18 protein-coding genes are annotated in these 24,936 nt (G+C 43.6%); 14 read left to right on the forward strand and 4 right to left on the reverse strand.

Features of this window, described 5'->3' with window-relative positions; all coding sequences use genetic code 11:
* The first annotated feature begins 60 nt into the window (after positions 1 to 60).
* Positions 61 to 1,386 carry a T9SS type B sorting domain-containing protein gene (locus tag BUB08_RS06535; protein WP_083570621.1) on the forward strand — a complete coding sequence of 442 codons (1,326 nt, stop codon included), beginning with the start codon at positions 61 to 63 and terminating at the stop codon, positions 1,384 to 1,386.
* A gap of 35 nt (positions 1,387 to 1,421) precedes the next feature.
* Here BUB08_RS06535 and BUB08_RS06540 read toward each other — a convergent pair whose 3' ends face one another.
* From BUB08_RS06540 to BUB08_RS06550, 3 genes are all read right to left on the reverse strand, one after another.
* Positions 1,422 to 2,966 carry an AbgT family transporter gene (locus BUB08_RS06540; protein ID WP_245820177.1) on the reverse strand — a complete coding sequence of 515 codons (1,545 nt, stop codon included), beginning with the start codon at positions 2,964 to 2,966 and terminating at the stop codon, positions 1,422 to 1,424.
* A gap of 93 nt (positions 2,967 to 3,059) precedes the next feature.
* Positions 3,060 to 3,623, reverse strand: a complete 564-nt coding sequence (locus BUB08_RS06545; protein WP_073000086.1) for a nitroreductase family protein — start codon at positions 3,621 to 3,623, stop codon at positions 3,060 to 3,062.
* A gap of 4 nt (positions 3,624 to 3,627) precedes the next feature.
* A complete protein-coding gene (locus BUB08_RS06550; RefSeq protein WP_073000087.1) occupies positions 3,628 to 4,677 on the reverse strand; it encodes an agmatinase family protein in 1,050 nt (349 codons plus the stop codon).
* A gap of 111 nt (positions 4,678 to 4,788) precedes the next feature.
* Here BUB08_RS06550 and BUB08_RS06555 point away from each other — a divergent pair, with 111 nt between their 5' ends.
* The 3 genes from BUB08_RS06555 to BUB08_RS06565 all read left to right on the forward strand — a co-directional run bounded on the left by BUB08_RS06555 (position 4,789) and on the right by BUB08_RS06565 (position 9,190).
* Entirely contained in the window at positions 4,789 to 5,982 is a 1,194-nt protein-coding gene (locus BUB08_RS06555) for a saccharopine dehydrogenase family protein (protein WP_073000089.1), read from the forward strand.
* Positions 5,983 to 6,139: 157 nt separating this feature from the next.
* Entirely contained in the window at positions 6,140 to 7,276 is a 1,137-nt protein-coding gene (nspC, locus tag BUB08_RS06560) for a carboxynorspermidine decarboxylase (RefSeq protein WP_083570622.1), read from the forward strand.
* Positions 7,277 to 7,399: 123 nt separating this feature from the next.
* Positions 7,400 to 9,190, forward strand: a complete 1,791-nt coding sequence (locus BUB08_RS06565) for an alpha-L-fucosidase (RefSeq protein WP_073000829.1) — start codon at positions 7,400 to 7,402, stop codon at positions 9,188 to 9,190.
* A gap of 693 nt (positions 9,191 to 9,883) precedes the next feature.
* On the opposite strand, the gene BUB08_RS06575 is transcribed toward BUB08_RS06565, so the two are convergent.
* A complete protein-coding gene (locus tag BUB08_RS06575; protein ID WP_139249635.1) occupies positions 9,884 to 11,740 on the reverse strand; it encodes a BamA/TamA family outer membrane protein in 1,857 nt (618 codons plus the stop codon).
* A gap of 215 nt (positions 11,741 to 11,955) precedes the next feature.
* Between BUB08_RS06575 and BUB08_RS06580 the strand changes: the two genes are divergently transcribed.
* From BUB08_RS06580 to BUB08_RS06625, 10 genes are all read left to right on the forward strand, one after another.
* The gene (locus BUB08_RS06580) at positions 11,956 to 12,696 is read left to right on the forward strand and encodes a hypothetical protein (protein ID WP_073000097.1); all 741 of its coding nucleotides are present in this window, start codon (positions 11,956 to 11,958) and stop codon (positions 12,694 to 12,696) included.
* A gap of 626 nt (positions 12,697 to 13,322) precedes the next feature.
* The gene (locus BUB08_RS06585; protein WP_073000099.1) at positions 13,323 to 15,581 is read left to right on the forward strand and encodes an aconitate hydratase; all 2,259 of its coding nucleotides are present in this window, start codon (positions 13,323 to 13,325) and stop codon (positions 15,579 to 15,581) included.
* Positions 15,582 to 15,693: 112 nt separating this feature from the next.
* Positions 15,694 to 16,923: an NADP-dependent isocitrate dehydrogenase gene (locus tag BUB08_RS06590; RefSeq protein ID WP_073000101.1), complete on the forward strand. Its 1,230-nt coding sequence runs from the start codon at positions 15,694 to 15,696 to the stop codon at positions 16,921 to 16,923.
* A 113-nt stretch (positions 16,924 to 17,036) separates the two neighbouring features.
* Complete coding sequence (gene icd / locus BUB08_RS06595) at positions 17,037 to 18,299, forward strand: NADP-dependent isocitrate dehydrogenase (protein WP_073000103.1); 1,263 nt, start codon at positions 17,037 to 17,039, stop codon at positions 18,297 to 18,299.
* A gap of 33 nt (positions 18,300 to 18,332) precedes the next feature.
* A complete protein-coding gene (locus BUB08_RS06600; protein ID WP_073000105.1) occupies positions 18,333 to 19,655 on the forward strand; it encodes a citrate (Si)-synthase in 1,323 nt (440 codons plus the stop codon).
* Between the two features lie 208 nt (positions 19,656 to 19,863).
* Positions 19,864 to 20,424 carry a helix-turn-helix domain-containing protein gene (locus tag BUB08_RS06605; protein WP_073000107.1) on the forward strand — a complete coding sequence of 187 codons (561 nt, stop codon included), beginning with the start codon at positions 19,864 to 19,866 and terminating at the stop codon, positions 20,422 to 20,424.
* An 82-nt stretch (positions 20,425 to 20,506) separates the two neighbouring features.
* Positions 20,507 to 22,912, forward strand: a complete 2,406-nt coding sequence (locus BUB08_RS06610) for a heavy metal translocating P-type ATPase (RefSeq protein ID WP_083570623.1) — start codon at positions 20,507 to 20,509, stop codon at positions 22,910 to 22,912.
* Between the two features lie 68 nt (positions 22,913 to 22,980).
* On the forward strand, positions 22,981 to 23,355 hold the full coding sequence (locus BUB08_RS06615; RefSeq protein WP_073000109.1) for a hypothetical protein: 375 nt from the start codon (positions 22,981 to 22,983) through the stop codon (positions 23,353 to 23,355).
* Between the two features lie 173 nt (positions 23,356 to 23,528).
* Positions 23,529 to 24,020, forward strand: a complete 492-nt coding sequence (locus tag BUB08_RS06620; RefSeq protein ID WP_073000110.1) for a hydrolase — start codon at positions 23,529 to 23,531, stop codon at positions 24,018 to 24,020.
* Complete coding sequence (locus tag BUB08_RS06625; RefSeq protein WP_073000112.1) at positions 24,017 to 24,790, forward strand: GNAT family N-acetyltransferase; 774 nt, start codon at positions 24,017 to 24,019, stop codon at positions 24,788 to 24,790. The genes BUB08_RS06620 and BUB08_RS06625 overlap by 4 nt, the downstream gene beginning before the upstream one ends.
* Positions 24,791 to 24,936 lie beyond the last annotated feature (146 nt).

The raw sequence follows: 24,936 nt of genomic DNA on the forward strand, positions 1-24,936 counted from the left end.
CAGGGCAATTAAATAAAAATTATACGTTAATATTGTAGCTTATAAGAATCGTTCAATTTTATGAGAAACAAAGGCCATATCACCTTATTTGTACTATTTTTTTTCGTTTTCAACCTTGCTATGGCGCAAACGCAATTGACGGCGCCGGGAGCAACAGGTACAGCAACAACCGAGTATCCGGTGTTTCCGGAAACGGACGATATTTTTGTTTTTTGTGCCGAATCAGAAGGAATGAATAACGGTTCGTTGCTAATGCAAACCGAACTGGAAGGGACAAAAACTTTTCTGTGGGAAAAATACAATCCGGCCACGGCAGCATTCGATTTCTATTTTTCGGAAAGCACTGAAGCGCAGGAATCCCAAATTTCTTCGCTCGAAAACGGATGTTTCCGTGCAACTGTTACACAGGGAGGAACAACAATCATCCGCCGGGGCTGGGTATTCAATAATTCCATTTCAGCAACTGCCGAGGTTATTGAATCAAATTGCGAGTCATTCAGGCTGAACGGTTCGTTCAATTCGTCGCCAATGGTTTATTTCGATTTGGCAGACAACTCCGAGTTGGAAGTTTTAAAAGACATCCACGTTGAATGGAAAGCAGGAGAAGCAAAAGTTGCCGCGGTAATTAGCCCGCAGGTATTTGATCCGCCGGCAAAAAACACAGATTATACACTGAGGGTTTACGACCGTTTCGGCTGTGAAACCAAAGCTAGTGTCACCTACGAATCCATTGTTACAAAAGCGCAATTCAGCATTGATTTTGGCGACCAGCAAGGCAAAGATGAAAACGAATTGGAAGCGCCTTTAACCGTAAACTTTACCAATGAGTCTGAAAACGGAGATCCAGGGTTGTACGAATGGTTCTTTTTTAAAGATTTGGACGACATCAAAAGAGAATCGGAAAATACGCAACAACCAATCGACAGTATTATGATTGTTGCCTACGATGTAAACCCGACTTATACATACGAAGAAACCGGAACCTACATGGTTAAGCTGGTATCGAAAAAAGCATCGGAGTTTCATACATGTGTAGATACATTTTATTTGGAAAACTACATAACCATTCAACCATCGTTTATTGAAGCGCCCAATGTTTTTACGCCCAATGGCGACGGGGTAAACGACGTTTACGCGGTGAAATTCCAATCAATGAAAAGCATTAAAATATCCATATTCAACCGATGGGGCAAACGCGTCCATTTCTACGAAAGCGGCGATGTGCGTGGTTTTGGAAACACCTACACAGCCACTGTTTGGGATGGAAAACTGGGAGGACGCTATGCCAGTCCGGGAGTTTATTATTATGTAGCAGTTGGCACGGGCCGCGACGACGAAACCAGAAGGGCTCGCGGATTTTTCCACCTGTTCAGAGATAAAGACTAAAAAAACCAACTGAAACGGTGCGCAAAAATCCCGATTCAGGCAGGAATGTTATAATGAATTCCGGCGCCCGGCCCGAGAGGAATTCCAAGCAGCAACCACACAATCAGCAGAACAATCCAAATAACCAGAAAAACTATTGAGTAGGGCAACATCGCTGCTACAATAGTACCAATTCCGGTTTTGGGCTCATACTTTTGAAAGAATGCAATAATTAGCGCGAAAAAACTCATCATCGGCGAAATTACGTTCGTAACACTATCGCCAATGCGGAAAACCACCTGCGACAACTCCGGCGAGTAGCCCATAATCATAAACATCGGGATGAAAATAGGCGCCAGAATTGCCCATTTTGCCGAAGCGCTTCCCATGAGCATATTAATGGACGCAGAAAGCAGAATAAACAAAATCATTAGCGGAATAAGACCGATATTTGCCGACATCAGAAAATCAGCTCCCTTTACGGCCATTATTATCCCCAAGTTACTCCACTTAAAATAGGCCACAAACTGGGCAGCAAAAAACACCAAAACAAGATATGTGGCCAGTGTTTTCATGGAACCGGCCAACCCTTTCATTACATCGACATCGTTTTTAAACTCTCCGGTAGCAAAACCGTAGGCAAGTCCCATGGCTCCGGCTGTAATAAACAACATGGCAACCACGCCTTTAATAAGCGGCGAGCTCATCAGTCCGCCGTCAACGCCTCTAAAAAAACCGTTTTCAGGAATTATACCGATTAATGTAACCGCCAGAATAACCAGAAACGCCAGGCCTGCCATCAGCAATCCCTTCTTCTCGTTTTTTGATAATCGGTTAAAAGACATTTCGGCTTCTTCGGTCTCACCGGTATATTTTCCCAGTCGGGGTTCCACCAGTTTTTCGGTGACAAATGTTCCGGCAAAGGCAATCACAACCGTTGAAACCACCATAAAATAGTAGTTGGCAGTAGGATTTACATGGTACGACGGATCGAGAATCCGGGCTGCCTCTTCCGACAACCCGGCCAGCAGTGGGTCTATGGTTCCCAACACCAGGTTGGCACTAAAACCGCCCGACACACCGGCAAAGGCAGCTGCCATTCCGGCAATGGGATGTCGTCCCACAGCCAGAAAAATAACGCCCGCCATCGGAATCAGCAAAACATATCCGATATCAGAAGCTACATTGGAGAGGATTCCGGTAAATACAATTACAAATGTGAGTAAATGACGCGGCGAGTTTAAAACCAGCAACCGAATTACGGTGTGCACCAGCCCGCTCTTCTCGGCAATACCGATTCCCAGCATAGCCACCATCACAATACCAAGTGGCGCAAACCCGGTATAGTTATCCACCATCTCCAGCAAAATACGGTGAATACCTTCTTTTGACAACAGATTTACCGGCCGCACAATTTCCTTCGTTCCGGGATGAATAACCTCCCAGCCCAGCAGATGGCCAACCAGGGAAAACACCAGTGCCCCCAACGCAAACAGCGCAAATAGTGTAGCCGGGTGTGGCAATGCATTTCCCGCCCGCTCGGTCCAGTTCAACAATCGTTCAAATATTCCCTGTGACTTCTTCTCTTTTTGTACCATCATACTTTTAAAATCTGCGGCTATTTACAGGTAGTTTTTTCACTCTTCTGCCTGCAAAAAAATGCATCCCAATTTTTAGTTTAAAAACGAATTAAGTTATTTCCACTCAACCTTTGCAGCAACATCTCCTCTTCCGGGCGAGGGATAGTCCATGGCAATGTGCCCGACAAAAAAGAATCCCAACAATTTTTGCCCCGGCGTTAATCCGAGAGTTTGATGCAAAAACGGCAAAAACGGCGGAGTTGCCCAAAACGCACCAAAATCCATAGCAGTAGCGGTTAACCACATATTTTGCACTGCCATTGAAACGGCAGCTACCTCTTCCCATTCGGGAATTCGCTCTGCTGCATCGCGCTCCATAACCACTGCAATTGCCACAGGAACATGCAACAGGTTATCTCTGAATTTGGAGGCCTTTTGCATATTAATTTCTTTCCCCCGGCTGTGGATTTCTTCCAACGTAGAAAAAACAGATGCAGCAAGGTTTGCTTTGCTTTCGCCCTGAAAAATCTGAAACCGCCACGGCTCCGTACTCTTATGATTAGGCGCCCAGTTTGCGTTTTCCAGAAGTTTTAAAATAAATGCTTTATCCACCTCTTTTTTTGCAAGAAAGCGGGGAGGCGTTGCCCGCCTGTTTTTTATAATTTCGTCGATATTCATATTTTTAAATTAATCCGTTTGACCTTCCGGTCAAATTACAAAGTTTATAAATAATACGGGCAGCCACGTTGGCGTCCCATTCGTTATTTCCGGTTTCACACACATCAAACCCGATAATTTTCCTGCCGCTTTCCACTACCTTTTTCAGCAAAAAAATCGCTTCTGAAAATTCGAGGCCACCCGGAACCGGCGTTCCGGTATTCGGACAAAGTTTCGGGTCAAGCCCGTCAATATCAAAACTGATGTAAACCAGCTCAGGCAACTGATTAACAATTTCTTCGCACTGCGCATTCCATGCTTTCCCGTCAAATTTGTTCTCCTTCAGTTTCTGATCAAAAAATACGACAATGCGTTCCTCGTTGATTTTCACCAGCTCCATCTCCTCATCACAGTAGTCGCGTATTCCCACCTGCACAAGTTTCGAAACCGATTTTTCCTGCAATGCATTGTTAAAAATTGAAGCATGCGAAAAATCGAACCCCTCGTAACCTTTTCGCAGGTCGAGGTGTGCATCAAATTGCAGAATACCAAAAGAATTGTATTTTTCGGAAAGCGCTCTTAAATACCCCAACGGCACACTGTGATCTCCTCCAACAACTCCGACCAGTTTCCCGGCATCCATCAACATTTTCGAATGCTTAAACACGTAATCGACCATATTGTTGCATTCAAAATTAATCTCACTCAGCGTTTTCTCCATCTCTTCATCTTCGCCGGCGTTGCCTCCCTGCTCCAAAAAATCGATATACGAAGTTGCCTTACTGCGCAATACGTTCCTTTTGTTCAGAATTTCCTTTGCAAACGGCTGCATAAAAATCCCCAGTTTCCACGCGTCCTCCACGTCGGGGTCTAACAAGTCGAGTTGTGCCGAAGCATCGAGAATGGCCTGCGGCCCCAAAGCAGTGCCTTCACCGTAAGAAACCGTAACATCCCAGGGAACCGGCAAAAGAACCAGCCGGGCAGAATTTAAGGTAAACGGAAGCCCTATAAAATTCCCATTTTTTAGTCCTACTCCGCTGGGATTAAATTCATTTTTTTGTTCTACACTGTTCATGAAAAATTGTTTATTTTGTCTCACCAAAAACAAATGGTCTTGCGTGCTAAAATATCACCATTCATTTAAAGAACAGTGAATTTTTGCAAGTTAATTTAAACAAACAAAGAAATGAGTAAAGTATTAATTATCGGAGCGGGTGGTGTTGGCCGCGTAGTGGCCAGTAAATGTGCCGACAACCCCGAAGTTTTTTCTGAAATAATGCTGGCAAGCCGCACTTTGTCGAAATGCCAAACCATTGCCCGGGAAGTAGGCAAAGGACGGATACAAACCGCGCAAGTAAACGCCGACAATGTGCCAGAAGTGGTGGAACTCATTAACCGGTTCAAACCAGAACTGGTGATTAACGTTGCCCTCCCCTATCAGGATCTTCCTATTATGGATGCATGCCTCGAAACCGGGGTGAATTACCTCGACACTGCCAATTATGAACCCAAAGACGAAGCTAAATTTGAATACAAATGGCAATGGGCTTATCACGATAAATTCAAGGAAAAAGGAATTATGGCGGTTTTAGGATGCGGATTCGACCCGGGGGTGACCAGCATTTACACTGCTTATGCAGCAAAACACCATTTCGATGAGTTGCATTACCTCGACATTGTTGATTGCAATGGCGGCGACCACGGAAAAGCTTTTGCCACCAATTTCAACCCGGAAATCAACATCCGCGAAATTACCCAAAAAGGGAAATACTGGGAAAACGGAAAATGGATTGAAACCGAACCGCACGAAATAAAAAAAGAATTGAATTACCCCGAAATCGGAACACGGGATTCTTACCTGATTTTCCACGAAGAACTGGAATCGCTGGTAAAAAATTACCCGACGCTGAAACGGGCTCGGTTCTGGATGACTTTTGGGCAGGAATACCTTACCCATTTGCGGGTTATTCAAAACATTGGCATGGCCCGTATCGACCCTGTCAAATACAAAGGCGTGGACGTTATTCCGCTGGAATTTCTGAAATACGTATTGCCTGACCCGGGAAAACTGGGAGAACACTACGTTGGCGAAACATCCATCGGATGCCGAATTAAAGGCATTAAAGACGGGAAAGAAAAAACCTACTACGTTTGGAACAACTGCAGCCACCAAAAGGCGTACAAAGAAACCGGCACACAGGCCGTTTCATACACAACCGGGGTTCCGGCAATGCTGGGCGCAATGATGGTGCTCACAAAAAAATGGAACGGAAAAGGAGTGTTTAATGTAGAAGAATTCGACCCTGATCCGTTTATGGAAAAAATTGGCGAATTCGGTTTACCGTGGCAGGAAGCTGCAAACGTTGATTTGGAGCTGTAATTTTCATTAACCGGAAAGGTTATTTGAAAGCTGTTTCAATAAAAGCATTGCAGCATTTTGTTGCTGCAGCGCTATTCAAAAATTAAATTACGGACGCTGGCAGCGCCAATAAACTGCCGGCGTCTATTTTTAAAGACCCACTTTAATTCTTCTTGTTTTGGATTACTCAAAAATTCCCTCCCCGGCATTTGTACTCGATGAAAAGTTACTTCGCAAAAATCTGGAACTAATTAACAGGGTTCAGACAGAAGCAGGCATTGAAATTATTCTGGCATTTAAAGGATTTGCCATGTGGAGCACTTTTCCGTTGGTGCGCAAGTACCTGCGCGGAGCCACGGCCAGCTCACTCTACGAAGCCCGCCTCTGTTTCGAAGAAATGAAAACCCGGGCGCACGTTTATTCCCCCGTTTATTTCGAAAATGAATTTGACGAACTGTTGCAATACACAAACCACATCGTTTTCAATTCGGTTAATCAGTTTGAAAAATATTTTGAACGGACACAAAAGGCGGATCATAAAATCAGCTGCGGGCTGCGGGTTAACCCTGAGTTTTCGGATGTGGAAACCGATTTGTACAACCCCAGCGCAGCAGGTTCGCGACTGGGAATAGGCAGCAGGGAATTCCCGGAAACATTACCCGAAGGTGTTGAAGGCCTCCATTTCCATGTTCTTTGCGAATCAGATTCCTACAGTCTGGAAAAAGTTTTGCAAAATCTGGAAGAGAAGTTTGGCAAGCACCTGCACCAGGTGAAGTGGATAAACATGGGCGGCGGCCACCTGATGACACGGGAAGGCTACGACCATAATCATCTGATTCAGCTTCTCCAAAAATTCAAACAAAAATATAACGTGCAGGTAATTCTGGAGCCGGGCAGCGCCATTGCCTGGGATACCGGCGTGCTGGTTTCAACAGTGCAGGACGTGGTAGAGCACCGCGGCATCAAAACAGCAATTCTCGATGTATCATTTACGGCTCACATGCCCGATACGCTGGAGATGCCCTATCGTCCTAAAATTGCAGGGGCGGCAGAACCAACAACAAACAGCAAGCACCTTTACCGGCTTGGCGGAGTTAGTTGCCTGGCCGGCGATTTTATGGAAGCCTACGATTTTGGGAAGGAGTTAAAACCCGGCGATCAAATTATCTTTAAAGACATGATTCATTACACCATGGTAAAAACAACCATGTTTAACGGAGTAAATCACCCTGCCATTGCCATCTGGACCGAAGACAACGAACTAAAAATTGTACGAAAATTTCATTACAACGATTTTAAAGGGAGGCTTTCGTAAAAAAATAAGGACAGTGGCACAGAAAGCAGTCTTACTTACTTAGCTTTTGTTTTCTTCGACTATTTTCTGTTTATTTCAGAAAGCATCATTAAAAAAAACAAAATCATCAACATGAACCTACCAATGAAAAAACTAGTTGTCTGCTTCACTTTTATCGTATTTTCACTGTCCGCTTTTTCCCAAAGCCAAACCAACGAACGAGCCCGTTGGTTTACCAATGCACGTTTTGGCATGTTTATCCACTGGGGAGTTTACAGCGGCGCCGAAGGAATCTGGAAAGGCGAAAAACTGCGTAACGACAACGATTATGCAGAATGGCTCATGTACCGCAACCGCATCGACAGAGAAGAGTATCTTACGCTACTCGATCGTTTTAACTGGAATGAAATTAATCCGGAGGAGTGGGTGATTCTGGCCAAAAAATCGGGAATGAAATATGTGACTTTCACCGCTAAGCACCACGACGGATTCGCCCTTTGGGACAGCAAGGTAGGCGATTACGACTTGGGCAATTACACCAATCCGAAACGCGATATTGTAAAAGAGCTGGCCGAAGCGTGCAAAAAACACGGACTAAAACTCGGCCTTTATTATTCGCACTGGGTTGATTGGGAACATCAGTACGGCTGGGACCACACCAAAGAAGTCACAGGAATTTCGGCTGAAAAATACGACCAGTACTGGCAGGAGAAAGTCATTCCGCAAGTGCGCGAATTACTTACCAATTACGGTGAAATTGGCATGTTTTGGTTCGACATGTGGATTCACCATGCTCACACTGTTGTTACCAAAGAACAGCTTTTGCAATTAAAAAGCCTCATCAGGGAATTACAGCCCGATTGCATTGTAAATTCCAGACTCGGACTTTCAGTTGAGGAAGATCCGGACGTTGATTTCAAAACACTCGGAGACAATCAGCTGGGCAGCAAAAAAGAGAACTTCCCATGGCAATCTCCGGCAACCGTTGCCCACTCCTGGGGATTTCATGCACTCGACACAGAATGGAAATCCACCTCAACATTACTGAAATCGCTAATTAACAATGTCAGTCTCAACGGCAATTTCATGTTAAATATTGGCCCGCGGGCAGACGGGAGCGTACCTTTTGAAATAACGCAACGAATGCTTGAAATGGGCCGTTGGCTCAATGTAAACGGAGAAGCCATATATGATGCCGAGGCTTTTGATCTGGATAAAGACCTGCACGACTGGGGAAGAATTACCTGTAAAAAAGAAGGAAACAAAACGAAACTTTACCTGAATGTGTTCAACTGGCCAATAAGCCGGCAACTGAATTTCACCGGAGTTTCAACAAAGCCTGACAAAATTTATCTGTTGGCCGACAAACAACAAAAGCCGCTACAACACAAACACACAGGCATTTTTACGCAAATAGAACTGCCGGTTCTCGAACCTGATCCATTTGTTTCGGTAGTAGTTGTCGAATACAACCAGCAACCCGAAACGGTGCAACAACTTGTAGCAAAAACAACAGACAATGGTTTTTCTCTTACACCCAGAAACAGGCTTGTAACGGGAGATACGTTGCAAATAATACAAAAAAACAGGCGCGGCACCATTCCGGAACATGCGGGTATCAGTGCGCCCGAAAAACTCAAATGGAAAATCTACATCGACGTACCGGGAAAGAAAAGCATTGATGTTTCCTATAGTTTCCAAGGAAAGGGAAGCGAAGCAGGAATAACAATAAAAGGAGCCGGAACCACTTTAACCCATAAAGTTGAGCCGACAGGAAAAACAGTTGGCGAACCAAAATCCGACTGGATAATCGACAACTTTAAATCATTCAGGATAGGCGAAATACTTTTCCCAAAAAAAGGCTTCTATGAAATTGAACTTGAAGCAACGCCGGGGAAAGAAAAAGTTCAGTTCCAATGGATCTGGATAAAATAGCCAATCGACACAATGCATTCATGAGTTTTCAACAATTGTTAATAACACAGGTTGAAACATGGTGAATACAATCAGCCCAAAAAAGTTGCTTTGTAGTAGTCTTTTATCCTAATTTTGATAATACCAGGTGAGCGATAAAAGGCAGCTCCGAAAATGTGGAAAAGGCAAAAGCTTCTTAGCTGAAACTGGAACCGATTCTCTCCTTCCTCCGGGAAGGCACATCAGAAGAGCCGAAGTTTGAACCGGGTTGTCTGGAAACCAACGGTTCATTCAATCATCAGGAAGAGAACCAGACGTTCTTTCAAAGATTGAGTCTTCAGGCAGGAGGCCGCCAACCGAAAGGAAGGCAACAAAAAACTCCGGTTTCTTGAAAAAGCCATACTGCATAGCACAAAGCGGGTTTCCCGCAAAATGCAAATTGCCGAAAACTGTTTTCTTCGGAGAACAGATGAAAGCACTGAAAGACACTTCGTCCGGGAAGGCAATCCGGAAAGCCGAACGGACTACTTAAACGTTTTGCCGTAGAAAGCAAAACCGGAAAGTACAGGGCAAAAAATTCAGTTGAAAAACTGAACAAAAGCCGGCCATAATAACTGTAGCCTGGCGCTCGGGTCTACTTCGGTAAACCCAGTGAATGGGAGCTATTCGTAACAGAGTAGTTCCCATTTGTGCTTTTATACAGATCCTGAAATATTATTCAAACCTCAATGGTTGCGGGGCGGTGGGAGTAAAACTGTAAAAGTCCTTTTTGAGCTGCTCTTCCAAAATAACCCCCACAAAACTCATATCAGATGGAGGGAACGGGTAAAATCCAAGTCGCAGATGAAACGTTTTAAAAACAAGGTTTTCGTTATGAATACGAATACCCAGTCCGAGGCCGCTGTAATAGTGTTCCGTAAAAATGAGGTTTTTATTTGACCCGATTATACCAACATCGGCAAAACCATAAGCCGCCATATTAAACTTATAAAACTGCTTACGAAGGAACAGTACATATTCCAAATCGAGACTCAAACGCTGTTTCCCGGCCGCCTCTCTGCTCGAAAAACCACGAATATGGTCATTCCTGTTTAACGTGAGGTTTTCAATTTCAAAACGACGAATACCCAGCATATAATTAGCGCGTGCAAAAAGCCGGAAGCGTTTTCTACCAGCCGGTATTTGCCGCGAAATAAAATTCAGCCCAGCCTGCACCTGCCCCTGCTCATACCGATTGTCTTTAAAATAGCCCCCAACTCCTCCCGATAAAAAAAGATACCCCTGCCTTTTTACCAGCAGATTGCCGTTTGAAAAATAGAGATGAGCATAATACCGGTCGCCAAACTCATTGGCATCGTAACCAAAAACCAGCTCGTTTTTAAACCCCTCGGGAATATCTTCGGTTATGCCATAACTATACACCAATTGGTCTTGCATGTATCTTCGTTGCGAGAAGGTGAGTCCCGCCAGATAAAAAGTGCTGTTCGAAAAATATTGCAACCCATCTGTTGCCGGCGAAGGCCTGTGAAAATACGTTCGGTTATAAATGCCGGCCGACAACACCATCTGAGAATTCTGAAAATGCCCGGGTTTCAACTGAAAGCTTCTGCCTCCCCAGGCGCTCAAAAACGCCAAATCCATAGACTCCTGCGTTTTTATCGGGTCATTATCCAAAACCCGGTCGGTTCTGAACATGCGCTGAGCAGACCCTCCAAAACCCCACTTAATGGAAGGAATAATAAATGGTTTATCCAGATTAAAACTAAAACCTTCTCTCAGGTAAGTATTCGTGTACCCCGCAGAAATATCTACAAATTTCCCCTTGAAGTTTTTGATTTTATAAAACGTTTCGAGCCCCGTGTAAGGCTGCTTATTTAAATGCCCAACAAAACGAAAAGAAATTTCATGGCCAATCCCAAAAATATTCTGGTTATATACCTCCAGCGCTGCCGACTGGCCTCCATCCACACCTCCTGACACACCAACAGAAAAACGATCTTTCGTGAGAACTGACACTTTCACCAACCCCTTATAAACGGAGTCCTGTTCCAAAACAATCTTCACATCCTGAATGTATGGCAAGGACCTGATAATTCGCTCATTTTCATACATCAAATCCGCATCTACAAAATCTCCGACCTTAAACAGAAGCATTTTTTCAATCGTATTCAGATTTGATTTGGTATGAACTTTATTGGCGGTTCGTTCGAGCCACGACTTTGCCGTTCGCGTTGTATCCTCGAAAGTCGGGCCAAACACATCCAACGGTTTAATTGATATTTCCGAAATAATTTTGCCTTCCAACTGGCTGTAGTACTCGAGAGATACGGCTTCTTTATCAACAAAAGCTCTGGGTGGCGATACCAAAAAATCGTAAATAATCCGTGTCAGTTTTTTTTGTTTGGCTTTATATTCCAAGCTGTCATAAAACTGCTCATACTTTTTAGCATTGCTTTTCCCCGGAACAAGTTCATTTGGTTCATTGGACTGTGCTGCTGTTTTAAAGGCTGAAACAGAGATAATCAATACAAAAAATAGCTGGATTTTATATTTATATAAACGAATCCACATTCCGCCCGCTTTCTATTTTTGGCATATTTGAAGACCAGTTGAAATTCAACCAGAAAAATAATGAAATAAAAAACTTAAAACAGGAATAACAGCTGTTAATTTTCGTTAAAGGCAAAACATAAAATCGAATCATTCGCTCCACACAAAATAACACCTCTGATTCTTTCGTTGTTTTACTCACCAAAAATTTAAGAGTTAATTTATACTTTTGCCTTGTGGGAAAACTTTATAAAATATACAAACGAAACGTTTACGGAGTAATGGGAACCCTCATATTTCACATTCTCCTCGTTTCCGTTTTTCTTTTGGCTGATGTCGATATGAAAGGCACGGCCTACGAAGAAGAATTATTGATAGAGTTTCCTGAGTTGATACCCGAACCTGAGGCCGTTGAGGAAACCAAAGAAACGCAGGAATCTGAACCGACTGCCAACGAAGCATCCTCTCCCCTGTCGGAAACACGAAGCAACCGAACCAACATCGCCTCAAACAAACTGGCCAAAACCGACGAGTTTTTCGATGAAGATTATATGCGCGAAGTAGAAGCAGCCAAACAGCTGGTTTCTGACGTTAACAATCAGCTTTCGAAAGAAGCGGTTAATCTCGAAGACATAAAAATGCCGGTAAAAACAACAGAAGGAATGAATCCTGACTCTATCGACAACGTTGTGTACACCGGAGAAAGCAATATTGTATATTATCTCGAAAACCGATATCATGTAAGTTTACCCATTCCGGTTTACCTTGCTCAAAGTGGAGGCACAGTGGTAGTAGACATTGCAGTAACCCGCGACGGAAAAGTCATTGAGGCCACCCCTCGGAAAAACGCTTCCATTCGCGACGATCAGATTTTCCTTTATGCAAAAGCCGCAGCGTCGCGTACCATCTTCAATGCCGACGCCAGTGCTCCCAACCCTCAAAAAGGAACAATTCACTACACTTTTGTTGCCCAATAACTGCTTCAAGCACCAATAACACCAACCATTTAACATGATTTAACAGTTCTTGGGTTGCAAAAACCCAATTCTGCCCTTATCTTTGTGGTACGTTTATTTTCATAAGTTTAGGTTTAGTTAGGTTAGTTAGTTTAATGAGAAAAGGATGGGTTGTTGAGCCCATCCTTCTTCTTTTTATAAACCTTTGTAAAATCACACACCAATAGTCCTCTCAAATTTCATTTTCCGACTTTATTCAAACAGCACAAATTAACATTTTCATTATTCCAAATTATCTTTACCAACACCCCTGATTGTTCGAACCCAATACCATTTCTTTTTTCTGATCCAGCATTTGTTTTTAATGAAACTGTATATCTGAATTAACGAAATGATATTTCAAAACGCATACAACTCAAAAGCAAAAGTTTAACTCCTTCATTCTCTTGCAAACACAGGCAAAACCCATTCATTTGCTACAATTACTTAGTTCCCCGGGATTCGAAAACCGAGATGAACCATTTTTTCCTATATTTGGATACCAGTAAAAAAACAACCAAATAAAATGTGAAAACTTTTGCCTGTTTTTATTGTTAGTCTTTGTGACATTTCTGAAAAAAATTTAACATCAATTAAAAAATATAAGCATGTTTGACGCAGACTTGATCAAAAAAGTTTATGAGCATTTGCCCAATAGGGTGAATAAAGCAAAAAATAAGCTGAACCGCCCGCTTACTTATGCCGAAAAAATTCTTTACGCACACCTTTTTGACACCCAGCCGCTGGAAGTATTTGAACGAGGTAAAGACTACGTTGATTTTGCTCCGGACCGGGTAGCCATGCAGGATGCCACTGCACAAATGGCACTTCTGCAATTTATGAACTCCGGGAAAACCACTACGGCAGTGCCATCTACAGTTCATTGCGATCACCTTATACAGGCGCAGGTTGATGGGAAAACAGATTTGGGAGTGTCTTTTAATGCCAACAAAGAAGTATTCGATTTTCTCGAATCGGTTTCCAACAAATATGGAATTGGATTTTGGAAACCCGGAGCCGGCATCATTCACCAGGTTGTATTAGAAAATTATGCCTTCCCGGGCGGAATGATGATTGGTACTGATTCCCACACGCCAAATGCAGGTGGCCTTGGAATGGTTGCCATTGGTGTTGGTGGAGCAGATGCCGTAGACGTAATGGCCGGCATGGCATGGGAATTAAAAATGCCAAAACTCATAGGGATAAAACTTACAGGAAAATTAAATGGCTGGAGTGCCCCTAAAGATATCATATTGAAAGTAGCAGGGCTCCTGACTGTTAAAGGCGGAACAGGTGCTATTGTAGAATATTTTGGCGAAGGAGCCGAGTCGTTATCGGCAACCGGGAAAGGCACCATTTGTAATATGGGAGCAGAAATTGGCGCAACAACCAGCTTGTTTGCATACGACGAAAGCATGGAGCGCTACCTGAAAGCAACCGGAAGATCAGAAGTTGCTGAAATGGCCAGTGGGATAAAAGATGTTCTTTCTCCTGACCCCGAAGTTTATGAAAACCCTGAAAAATATTACGACCAGGTAATTGAAATTAACCTTTCGGAACTTGAACCCTACATCAACGGGCCTTTTACTCCGGATTTGGCAACGCCGGTTTCAAAAATGAAAGAAACCGCAGAAAAAAATGGCTGGCCGCTGGAAGTTTCTGTCGGGTTAATCGGAAGTTGCACCAACTCTTCGTACGAAGACATTTCACGCGCTGCGTCAATTGCAAAACAAGCGGTAGAAAAAGGGCTGAATTCCAAAGCTGATTTCACCATTACTCCGGGTTCGGAACAGGTACGTTTCACCATCGAAAGGGACGGCTACATCAACACGTTCGAACAAATGGGCGGAAAAGTGTTTGCAAATGCATGTGGCCCGTGCATCGGACAATGGGCAAGACCGGGTGCTGACAAAAATGAAAAAAATACAATTGTGCATTCGTTCAACCGGAACTTTTCCAAAAGAAACGACGGAAATCCGAACACACACGCTTTTGTTACTTCTCCAGAACTAGTAACAGCACTGGCTATTTCGGGCAGGCTCGATTTTAATCCTGTAACCGATACCCTTATTAACGAAAAAGGAGAAAAAGTAAAACTTGACCCGCCAACCGGATACGAACTTCCCACAAAAGGATTCGATGTAAAAGATTCGGGATACCAGGCTCCGGCTAAAGATGGTTCAAACATTACGGTTAGCGTGGCGCCAGATTCAAACAGACTTCAATTATTGGAGCCTTTTAAACCATGGGACGGGAAAAACATTACAGGAGCTAAACTGCTCATAAAAGCATTGGGCAAATGCACCACCGACCACATTTCAATGGCTGGTCCGTGGCTGCGCTTCCGCGGGCACCTCGATAATATTTCGAACAACCTGTTGATTGGCGCAATTAACGCATTCAACAACGAGTCAAACAAAGTAAAAAACCAACTTACCGGAGAATACGGAGAAGTTCCGAACGTGCAGCGTGCATACAAAGCCGCCGGCATCCCCACTGTTATAATCGGGGATCATAATTACGGCGAAGGTTCATCGCGCGAGCATGCGGCAATGGAACCACGCCACTTGGGAGTCAGAGCAGTTATTGTAAAATCATTTGCACGTATTCACGAAACCAACCTGAAAAAACAGGGGATGCTCGGGCTAACTTTTGCAAATGAAAACGATTACGATCTCATTCGTGAAGACGATGTTTTCAACTTTGTTGATTTGGATGTGTTTGCTCCCGGCAAACACCTCACTGTAGAAATCGTTCATGCAGACGGCACAAAAGACTCCATCAAATTAAACCATACTTACAACGAGCAACAAACTGAATGGTTTAAAGCAGGTTCGGCGTTGAACCTCATTAAAAAGAAAAATTAGTATTGCGATAATAACCGGCTGATTTCTTCTTTCAGCCGGTAATTTCCTTGCTCTTTTTCGGCAAAAATAGTTGCGCATAAACACAAAAAAATAAAAAACAAAATAGTTACACATGCAAAAGATAAAAGTTCAAAATCCTGTTGTAGAGCTCGATGGCGATGAAATGACCCGGGTAATCTGGAATTTCATCAAAGAAAAACTGATTTTGCCCTACCTGGATATTGATTTGAAATATTACGATTTGGGAATGGAAAGCCGCGATGCAACTGACGATCAAATTACAATTGACGCAGCTCACGCCATTCAGAAATACGGAGTAGGCGTAAAATGTGCTACCATCACTCCCGATGAGGCACGGGTTGAAGAATTTGGGCTGAAACAAATGTGGAAATCGCCCAACGGCACCATTCGTAATATTCTTGGAGGCACGGTCTTTCGCGAACCGATTCTCATCAGAAATATTCCACGACTGGTACCGGGATGGAAAAAACCGATTTGCATCGGACGTCATGCATTTGGCGACCAATACAAAGCAACCGACTTTGTTACCAAAGGGAAAGGGAAACTCACCATTACTTTTACTCCCGACGATGGAAGTGCTCCCATTTCACATGAAGTTTATCATTACGACGGCGACGGCGTAGCAATGGCCATGTACAACGTCGACGAATCCATCCGCGGATTTGCACGCTCGTGTATGAACCAGGCTGTTATGAAAAAATGGCCGCTCTACATGTCCACAAAAAATACGATCCTTAAAAAATACGACGGTCGTTTTAAAGACATCTTCCAGGAAGTTTTCGAAACTGAATACAAAGAGAAATTCGAGGAAGCAGGAATAACTTACGAACATCGGTTAATTGACGACATGGTGGCCGCTGCCATGAAATGGGAAGGCGGTTTTGTTTGGGCCTGCAAAAATTACGATGGCGATGTACAAAGCGACACCGTGGCACAAGGATTCGGATCACTCGGACTCATGACCTCTACTCTGGTTACTCCCGACGGAAAAACCATGGAAGCTGAAGCCGCACACGGAACAGTAACCCGCCATTTCAGGCAACACCAAAAAGGAAATCCGACGTCAACCAACCCCATTGCCTCAATTTTTGCATGGACCAGAGGACTGGCATTCAGAGGAAAACTGGACGACAACAAGGAGTTGATAAACTTCGCCAATGCATTGGAACAAGTGTGCGTTGAAACCGTAGAATCCGGGAAAATGACGAAAGACCTTGCTCTGATTATCCACGGGAAAGACCTGAAAGAAGAACATTATTTAACTACCCAGGGATTTCTTGAAGCACTTGACGAAAACCTGCAGAAAAAACTCAGCGCCTAAAACGAATCGGCACAAACGGGTAAACGAACGATTTAATGCAGCAGGCAATTTGATATTATACGATTTTAAGGAGTAAACAGACTGTTTTTTTTGAAAGTTGGCAGCTATAAAAAATGAATAAAATTGAAATTAAAAACGGGAAGCTGGTAGTCCCCAACGAGCCTGTTATCCCTTACATTGAAGGAGACGGAATCGGGAAAGACATCTCCGGCCCTTCGCAAAGAGTAATTGACGCGGCAGTTGAAAAAGCATACAACGGTGCGCGTAAAATAGTTTGGAAAGAAGTACTGGCAGGAGAAAAGGCCTTTCGCGAAACCGGCAATTACCTGCCCGAAGAAACGCTGGAGGCGTTCAGAAATTACCTGGTTGGCATTAAAGGGCCTTTGCAAACGCCGGTTGGAGAAGGAATCCGTTCGCTAAATGTAGCGTTGCGCCAGTCGCTCGACTTATTCGTTTGTCTCAGGCCTATACGTTGGTTCAAAGGTGTTCCGTCACCAATCAGATACCCGTCGCTGGTCGACATGCACATTTTTCGTGAAAACACCGAAGACATTTATGCAGGTATCGAATACATGGCCGGTGGCGTTGACGCACACAAACTGCGCGATTTTCTTCTCAAAGAAATGGGAGTGGACAAAATCCGGTTCCCTGAGTCTTCCTCATTCGGAATTAAACCTGTTTCAAAAGAAGGTTCGGAACGGTTAATCCGTGCAGCAATCCGGTACGCCATTCAACGCGGGCTGCCTTCTGTAACTCTTGTCCACAAAGGGAACATCATGAAATTTACCGAAGGCGCTTTCAAAATTTGGGGCTACGATTTAGCTGAAAATGAATTTGGCAACAATACATTTACCTGGCGGCAATTCGAAAAAATCAAAAACGAAAAAGGTCGTCTTGATGCTGAAGCTGCTCTGGAAGAAGCTAAAAAGTCAGGGAAAGTGATTATTAAAGATGTAATCACCGACGCATTTTTGCAGGAATCGTTATTAAAACCTTATAACCATTCGGTAATTGCAACAATGAATTTGAATGGGGATTACATTTCAGATCAGCTTGCCGCAATGGTTGGCGGCATTGGAATCTCTCCCGGAGCGAACATCAATTACCTGAGTGGTTATGCCATTTTTGAAGCCACACACGGAACTGCCCCCGACATTGCCGGCTCAGGAAAAGCCAATCCGAGTTCTCTTATCCTTTCCGGGGTAATGATGCTCGAATACATGGGTTGGTACGAAGCAGCCGAACATGTTTACGACGCGATGGAGCATGTTTTTGCCAAACGAAAAGTTACTTCCGACCTTTTCGCCCAGATGGAGGGAGCCACACAGCTCACTACTTCTGCTTTTGCAGACGAGATTATCAGGAATATTCATTAACGGAAATTAAATCAAAACAAAAAAATATACGATATGGAATACATTAAGTACCGTTTTTTCGAAAAGGCAAGTAAATGCTCCAAAGAGTTTCAGCGGATCAAAAACCAACACGCCGACAAGGTAATCGCCCAGGTAACGCTCGGGCAAGTTTTAACCGGCATGAAAGGCATTCCTCTGTTAGTAACAGATACATCGAAGCTGGATCCCAACGAAGGAATCCGTTTTAAAGGATATTCAATTCCCGAATTACGCGAAAAGCTGCCCAAAATTGCTCCCGACGGAGAACCTCTTCCCGAAGGATTGTTTTACCTGATGCTGATTGGAGAAATTCCTACCCAGGAAGATGTTGCTAACCTTTCGAAAGATTTTGCCACACGCGCCCACGTTCCGCAACACGTATTTGATGTAATTGATGCAATGCCTAAAAACTCGCGGCCAATGACCCAGTTCAGCGCTGCTATTTTGGCTATGGCAACAGAATCCATTTTTCAGAAAGCCTACCGCGCAGGCGTAAACAAAAAATACTACTGGGATTCAACATACGAAGATGTAATGAACCTCATTGCCCGGCTGCCTCACGTAGCTGCGTATATTTATCGCCGCAATTTCCACAACGAACAACACATTGAACCCAATCCGCGGCTCGACTGGGCAGGAAACCTTTCCCACATGATGGGCTTCGATTCAGAAGATGTAAAACGGTTATTCCGCCTGTACATGGTCATTCATGCCGACCACGAAGGAGGAAACGTTTCGGCACACACAGCGCATTTGGTAGGCTCGGCGCTGAGTAATCCGTATTATGCATATGCTGCTGCAATGACCGGACTTGCCGGCCCGCTGCACGGATTTGCCAACCAGGATGTTATTCACTGGATATTCCAGATGACAGAAGATTTGGACACGGAAACTCCAACCGACGAACAGGTTGCGGCATACATTAAACAAACAATGGAAGAAGGCCGTGTGATTCCGGGATATGGACATGCTGTTTTAAGAAAAACTGATCCGCGCTTTACCGCCCAGCAAGAATTTGCGGAAAAATACATTAAGGACGACCCGATGATTAACCTGGTAAATCAGCTGTACCGGGTAGTTCCGCCAATCCTTTCCAATGTTGGCAAAATAAAAAATCCATGGCCAAATGTGGATGCATTCAGCGGTTCGCTGCTGTACCATTACGGAATAAAAGAATACACATTTTACACCGTACTGTTTGGTGTTTCAAGAGCTTTGGGTGTTTTGGCTTCGTTAATAAACGACCGGGTTTACGGAATGCCGATTGAACGGCCAACCTCCCACCCGCTTCACTGGTACCGCGATATGGTTGATGGTGACAATGGAACAAGATGCTAAAATTTTAGAGCCGGTTAAAAAACCGGCTTTTTTGTTTTTCAACCTTTTACGTAAAATGGAAAAGAAATTTTGATTAGTCGGCTTTTCTGCATTATGATACTGAGAAAGAAAAAGAACGCACCATTACACGCCTTATGGCTAATAAGTTTTTTCGAAAATTAAGGATTTTTATCTCGCTCCACTTAGTATTATCGTTTCAACAACAGCAATGAAACTCCACATCAAAAATATGGTTTGCGACCGCTGCAAAATGGTGGTAAAAGCAGAACTGCAACAACTGGGGCACCAACCGCTTTCGGTTGAATTAGGAGAAGTTGTTCTCGACAAAGAACTGTCATCCGAAGAAAAAACCGTTTTTAAAAAAAAGCTGGAAGCATTAGGCTTTGAACTGATAGATGATAAAAGAAGCAGACTCATCGAAAAAATAAAAAACCTGATAATTGAACTGGTGCACCAACAAAACAGCTTACTAAAAACCAACCTGTCTGATTACCTGAGCAGCCGGCTCAACCACGACTATAATTACATGACCAACCTTTTCACCGAAGTGGAAGGCACAACAATCGAGAAATATTTCATTGCCCAGAAAATCGAAAAGGTAAAAGAATTGCTGGTTTACGACGAACTAACCCTGAGTGAAATTGCCTGGCAGCTCAATTATTCCAGCGTAGCGCACCTCAGCAGTCAGTTTAAAAAAGTAACCGGCCTCACCCCCTCGCACTTCAAAAACATCAAAAACAAAAAACGCAACCCGCTCGACAAGGTGTAAAACTTATAATCTTTCCCCAAAATAGTATAACACAAATTCCTGCTTCTGTTGCCATATTTGTACTACACAAAGCATAAAAAACATGGCAACCACAAATAAACATTCACAACAACCTTCTGAAAAGAAAAGCCAGACAATACTTTCCGGCAGCGGTATGCAACACAAAAAGACAACCGGATTCAGTGAACTTAAAATGAATCCCCCGCGAATGGAATTTGGGTCGCTACAACTTGCTCCCGAAAAAGCAAATTCTGAAAGAATCAGGCAGGAACTTAAAAAAGGCACTGAAACAAAAAAACAAACTTTTCCTGTTCTGCAAATGAGTTGTGCATCGTGCGCAGCCAACATCGAACGCATTTTGAAATCGCAGGCTGGTGTAATTGATGCAGCAATCAATTTTGCCGCAGCAACCGTAACTGTAGAATTTATTCCCAACCTCATTCAACCGGCCGAACTAAAAAAAGCCGTGCAGGCAGGAGGTTACGACATGGTAATAGAAAGTTCCAGGCCAGAACAGGAAACACTGGAAAACATCCATCAACAGAAATATACATCGCTGAAAAAGCAGACAATCGGTTCCCTTGTACTGTCCGTCCCCATCGTTATTATCGGAATGTTTTTTATGAAATTACCTTACGCCAACCAAATCATGTGGGTTCTGTCCACGCCGGTTTTGCTCTGGTTTGGGAAAGACTTCTATATTAATGCATGGAAACAGGCAACGCACCGCACTGCCAACATGGACACACTGGTTGCGCTAAGCACCGGAGTAGCGTACACTTTCAGTGTTTTCAACACACTTCTCCCTGATTTCTGGTTGCAGAGAGGAATGCCGGCTCACGTTTATTTTGAAGCGGCAGCGGTTATCATCACCTTCATTTTACTGGGGCGCATGCTGGAAGAGAAAGCAAAAGGAAAAACATCTGAAGCCCTGAAAAACCTGATGGGACTTCAACCAAAATTTGTAACCAAAATTTCGAAAAATGGGGAGCAGGTAAAAATCACGATTGACGAAGTAAAAAAGGGTGATATTATTGCTGTAAAGCCGGGCGAAAAAATTGCTGTTGACGGAAGAGTAATCGAAGGCAGCTCGTATGTGGACGAAAGCATGCTAAACGGCGAACCCGTGGCCATATTAAAAACAAAAAACGAAATGGTTTTTGCCGGAACCATTAATCAGAAAGGCAGCTTCCTGTTCAGGGCAGAAAAAATCGGGGCAGAAACAATGCTGTCACAAATTATTCAAATGGTAAAAGATGCTCAGGGCAGCAAAGCGCCAATACAAAAACTGGCCGATAAAATTGCAGCTGTTTTTGTTCCTGTGGTGATTGGCATTGCAATGCTGACGTTTATCATCTGGATTGCTTTTGGTGGAGCAAACGGCTTCACTTACGGACTGTTGGCTGCAATAACTGTTCTTGTAATTGCCTGTCCGTGTGCACTCGGGCTGGCCACGCCTACAGCAATTATGGTCGGCATAGGTAAAGGCGCTGGAAAAGGAATTTTAATTAAAGATGCCCAAAGTCTGGAACTGGCAAAAAAAGTAAATGCTGTGGTTCTCGATAAAACCGGAACAGTTACCGAAGGGAAACCAACAGTTACGGGAATTAAATGGCTCAACAATGATGAATACGAAAAGTCAGTCTTTCTCAGCATTGAGAAACAGTCGGAACACCCGCTGGCAGAAGCAGTAGCCAAATTTCTTAACCACCAGTCAACCGTTCCTTTGCACAACTTCGAAAGCATTACAGGCAAAGGAGTCAGGGCAAATGCAAACGAAAAGAGCTGGTTTGTCGGGAACAAACAACTTCTGGAAGAAAACAACATCTGCATTGAAGCCCGGCTTGCAGAAACAGCCAAAAAATGGAGCAACGAAGCCAAATCAATAATATGGTTTGCCGACAGTAAAAATGCGCTGGCCGTAGTTGCCGCTTCCGATAAAGTAAAAGAAAACTCAGCAGAGGCAATCCGCCGAATTCGAAAGGCAGGAATAGAAATTTATATGCTCACAGGCGACAACGAAAATACTGCAAAAACAATAGCTGCAAAAGTTGGAGTTAACCTATACAAAGCCGAAGCATTACCCGGGGAAAAAGCTGATTTTGTAAAGCAATTGCAACAGCAAGGGAAAGTAGTTGCAATGGTTGGCGACGGTATTAACGACGGCGCGGCACTTGCCCTGGCCGACGTTAGTATTGCAATGGGCAAAGGCAGCGACATTGCAATGGATGTGGCCAACATGACCATTATTTCGTCAGACTTAAATAAAATCCCCGAAGCTATTCAGCTTTCGAAACAAACCGTCAAAACAATCCGCCAAAATCTGTTTTGGGCTTTTGTTTATAATATTATTGGGATTCCGATAGCAGCAGGCATACTCTTTCCGTTTACCGGTTTTTTACTAAACCCAATGATTGCAGGGGCAGCCATGGCCATGAGCAGCATCAGTGTTGTTAGCAACAGCCTCAGACTAAAAAGAAAAAATTAACCTGATTCATCCGCAAGTTTTTCTGCAAGGTTGTGTCCAAGGGATACAAACATTTTAAAATAGAAAACATGAAAAAATTGATTTTCCCTTTAATTATTCTTGGCGGACTTTTCTTTTTAGGAACAAATTTCGCAGAGGCGTCAAAAATTGACCCTCCTCAAAAAAAGACAACACAAAGCGTTCAATCGGGATATGTTGATACCAACGGCGACGGGGTGTGTGACAACTACGACGGACAGCGCCCAGGACAAGGATTGGGCCCAGGAAACGGACAGGGCTTGGGACAGGCAACCGGCAAAGGACTTGGAAAGGGTTCAGGGTTGAGAAACGGCAGTGGAAACGGACAGCGGAAACTTGACGGAAGCGGAGCCGGACGCAACAAAGGCAACGGCAAAAGACTGCGCGATGGCAGTGGAGGAAATTGCAATCTCAAAACAAGGTAATTTTGTCGAACAATAAAAAAACCGGAGTAGCTTGCTGTTCCGGTTTTTTTTATGCAAAAAAGAAGAACCAAACACTCCGAAACATCCTGAAAATAAATAGTGATTCAGCTTTTTTTCTGTAACTTGTATTTGAATTTTCAGCGACCAGAAATCAACAACTAAAAATCGATATCATGACTCAGGAAAAAACCGAAACCGACATCTGCTGTCCCGAATTCGATCCAACTCCGTGGAATAAAAAAATTTTCAACTGGAAAAACAAGAAGTTTATAAAAGACAATGTTTTCACCTTCTTTTATATGCCTGTGAATTTTGCAAAAGTATTGGGAAGAATGAACAAGAAAATGGAAGCAGCCCAGACAGAATCTCCCGACTGGATGTGCCTGGCAGAACATACTTCCGGGTGGAATATGGATATTTACCTGGCAGTAGACAAAGAAATCCCGGACGCTCAAAACCTGGAAATGAACGGGGATTTTGCTTCTAAAGTTTACGAAGGTAGTTTTAAAGAGATAGGCAACTGGGGGAAAGATTTTGCATCGTGGTGCGAAAAAAACAACTACAAGCCGGCAAAAACTTACTTGTGGTACACAACCTGTCCGAAGTGCGCCAAAAAGTATGGCAAAAACTACGTTGTATATGTTGCCGAAATTGAAAAAGCATGAGTTCAGACCCGAAAATTATTACGGTCGACAAAAAAAACATTGCTGACTACCCCGACTGTATTTGCTTCATTAATGCCAGGCATCCGGCGCATCCGCAAAAAATAAACTGGCTGCAAAAAAGATTTTCAGAAGGATTGCGAATTAAGCTCGCTTATGTTCCGGGGCAAAAAAAAGCAGCCGGCTTTATCGAATACGTTCCCGGAGAAAATGCCTGGCGCGCGGTTTCAGCCAAAGGCTATCTGTTTATTCATTGCCTTTATGTTTATCCCAATAAAAACAAAAACAAGGGACTGGGCTCGATGCTGCTTTCCGAATGCATAAAAGAAGCCCGGCAAAAAAGCATGAACGGTGTTGCGGTAATAGCCGGGAACGGTGCTTTCATGGCAGGCACAGAACTTTTTTATAAAAACGGATTCAGCCTGCTGGAAACCGACGGACAGGGAAACGATTTGTTGCTGCACAAATTGAAAGACGAACCGCTTCCGGTTATTAACGACTGGAAAACAGAACTTACCAAATACAAAGGACTGCATATTGTGTACTCAAAACAGTGCCCGTGGGTGGCCAGAATGGTTAAGGAAGTGACGGATTCCAAAACAGCAAAGCAACTGAACATTCAGATTACAGAATTACAAACCCCGGCAGAAGCCCAACACGCACCATCTCTGAATACCGTATTCAACCTTATTTACAACGGGAAACTACTCTCCGACAGATACATTTCACTCACACGGTTCAACAACATTCTGAAAAAAGAAAAGCTCATCTGATTTGCACGAAAACACCCCGCGATTTCAAAAGCTAACTCCTTGCAAAAAAAGCATTAAAAAACAGAATGTTTCGGGTGCCGAATAATTTTCCACAAAAAACAATTGGTACAAATTCACGTTTTTTATATTAGCTTCAAATCTGAAAA

It is taken from the genome of Mariniphaga anaerophila, from assembly GCF_900129025.1.
GTDB lineage: Bacteria > Bacteroidota > Bacteroidia > Bacteroidales > Prolixibacteraceae > Mariniphaga > Mariniphaga anaerophila.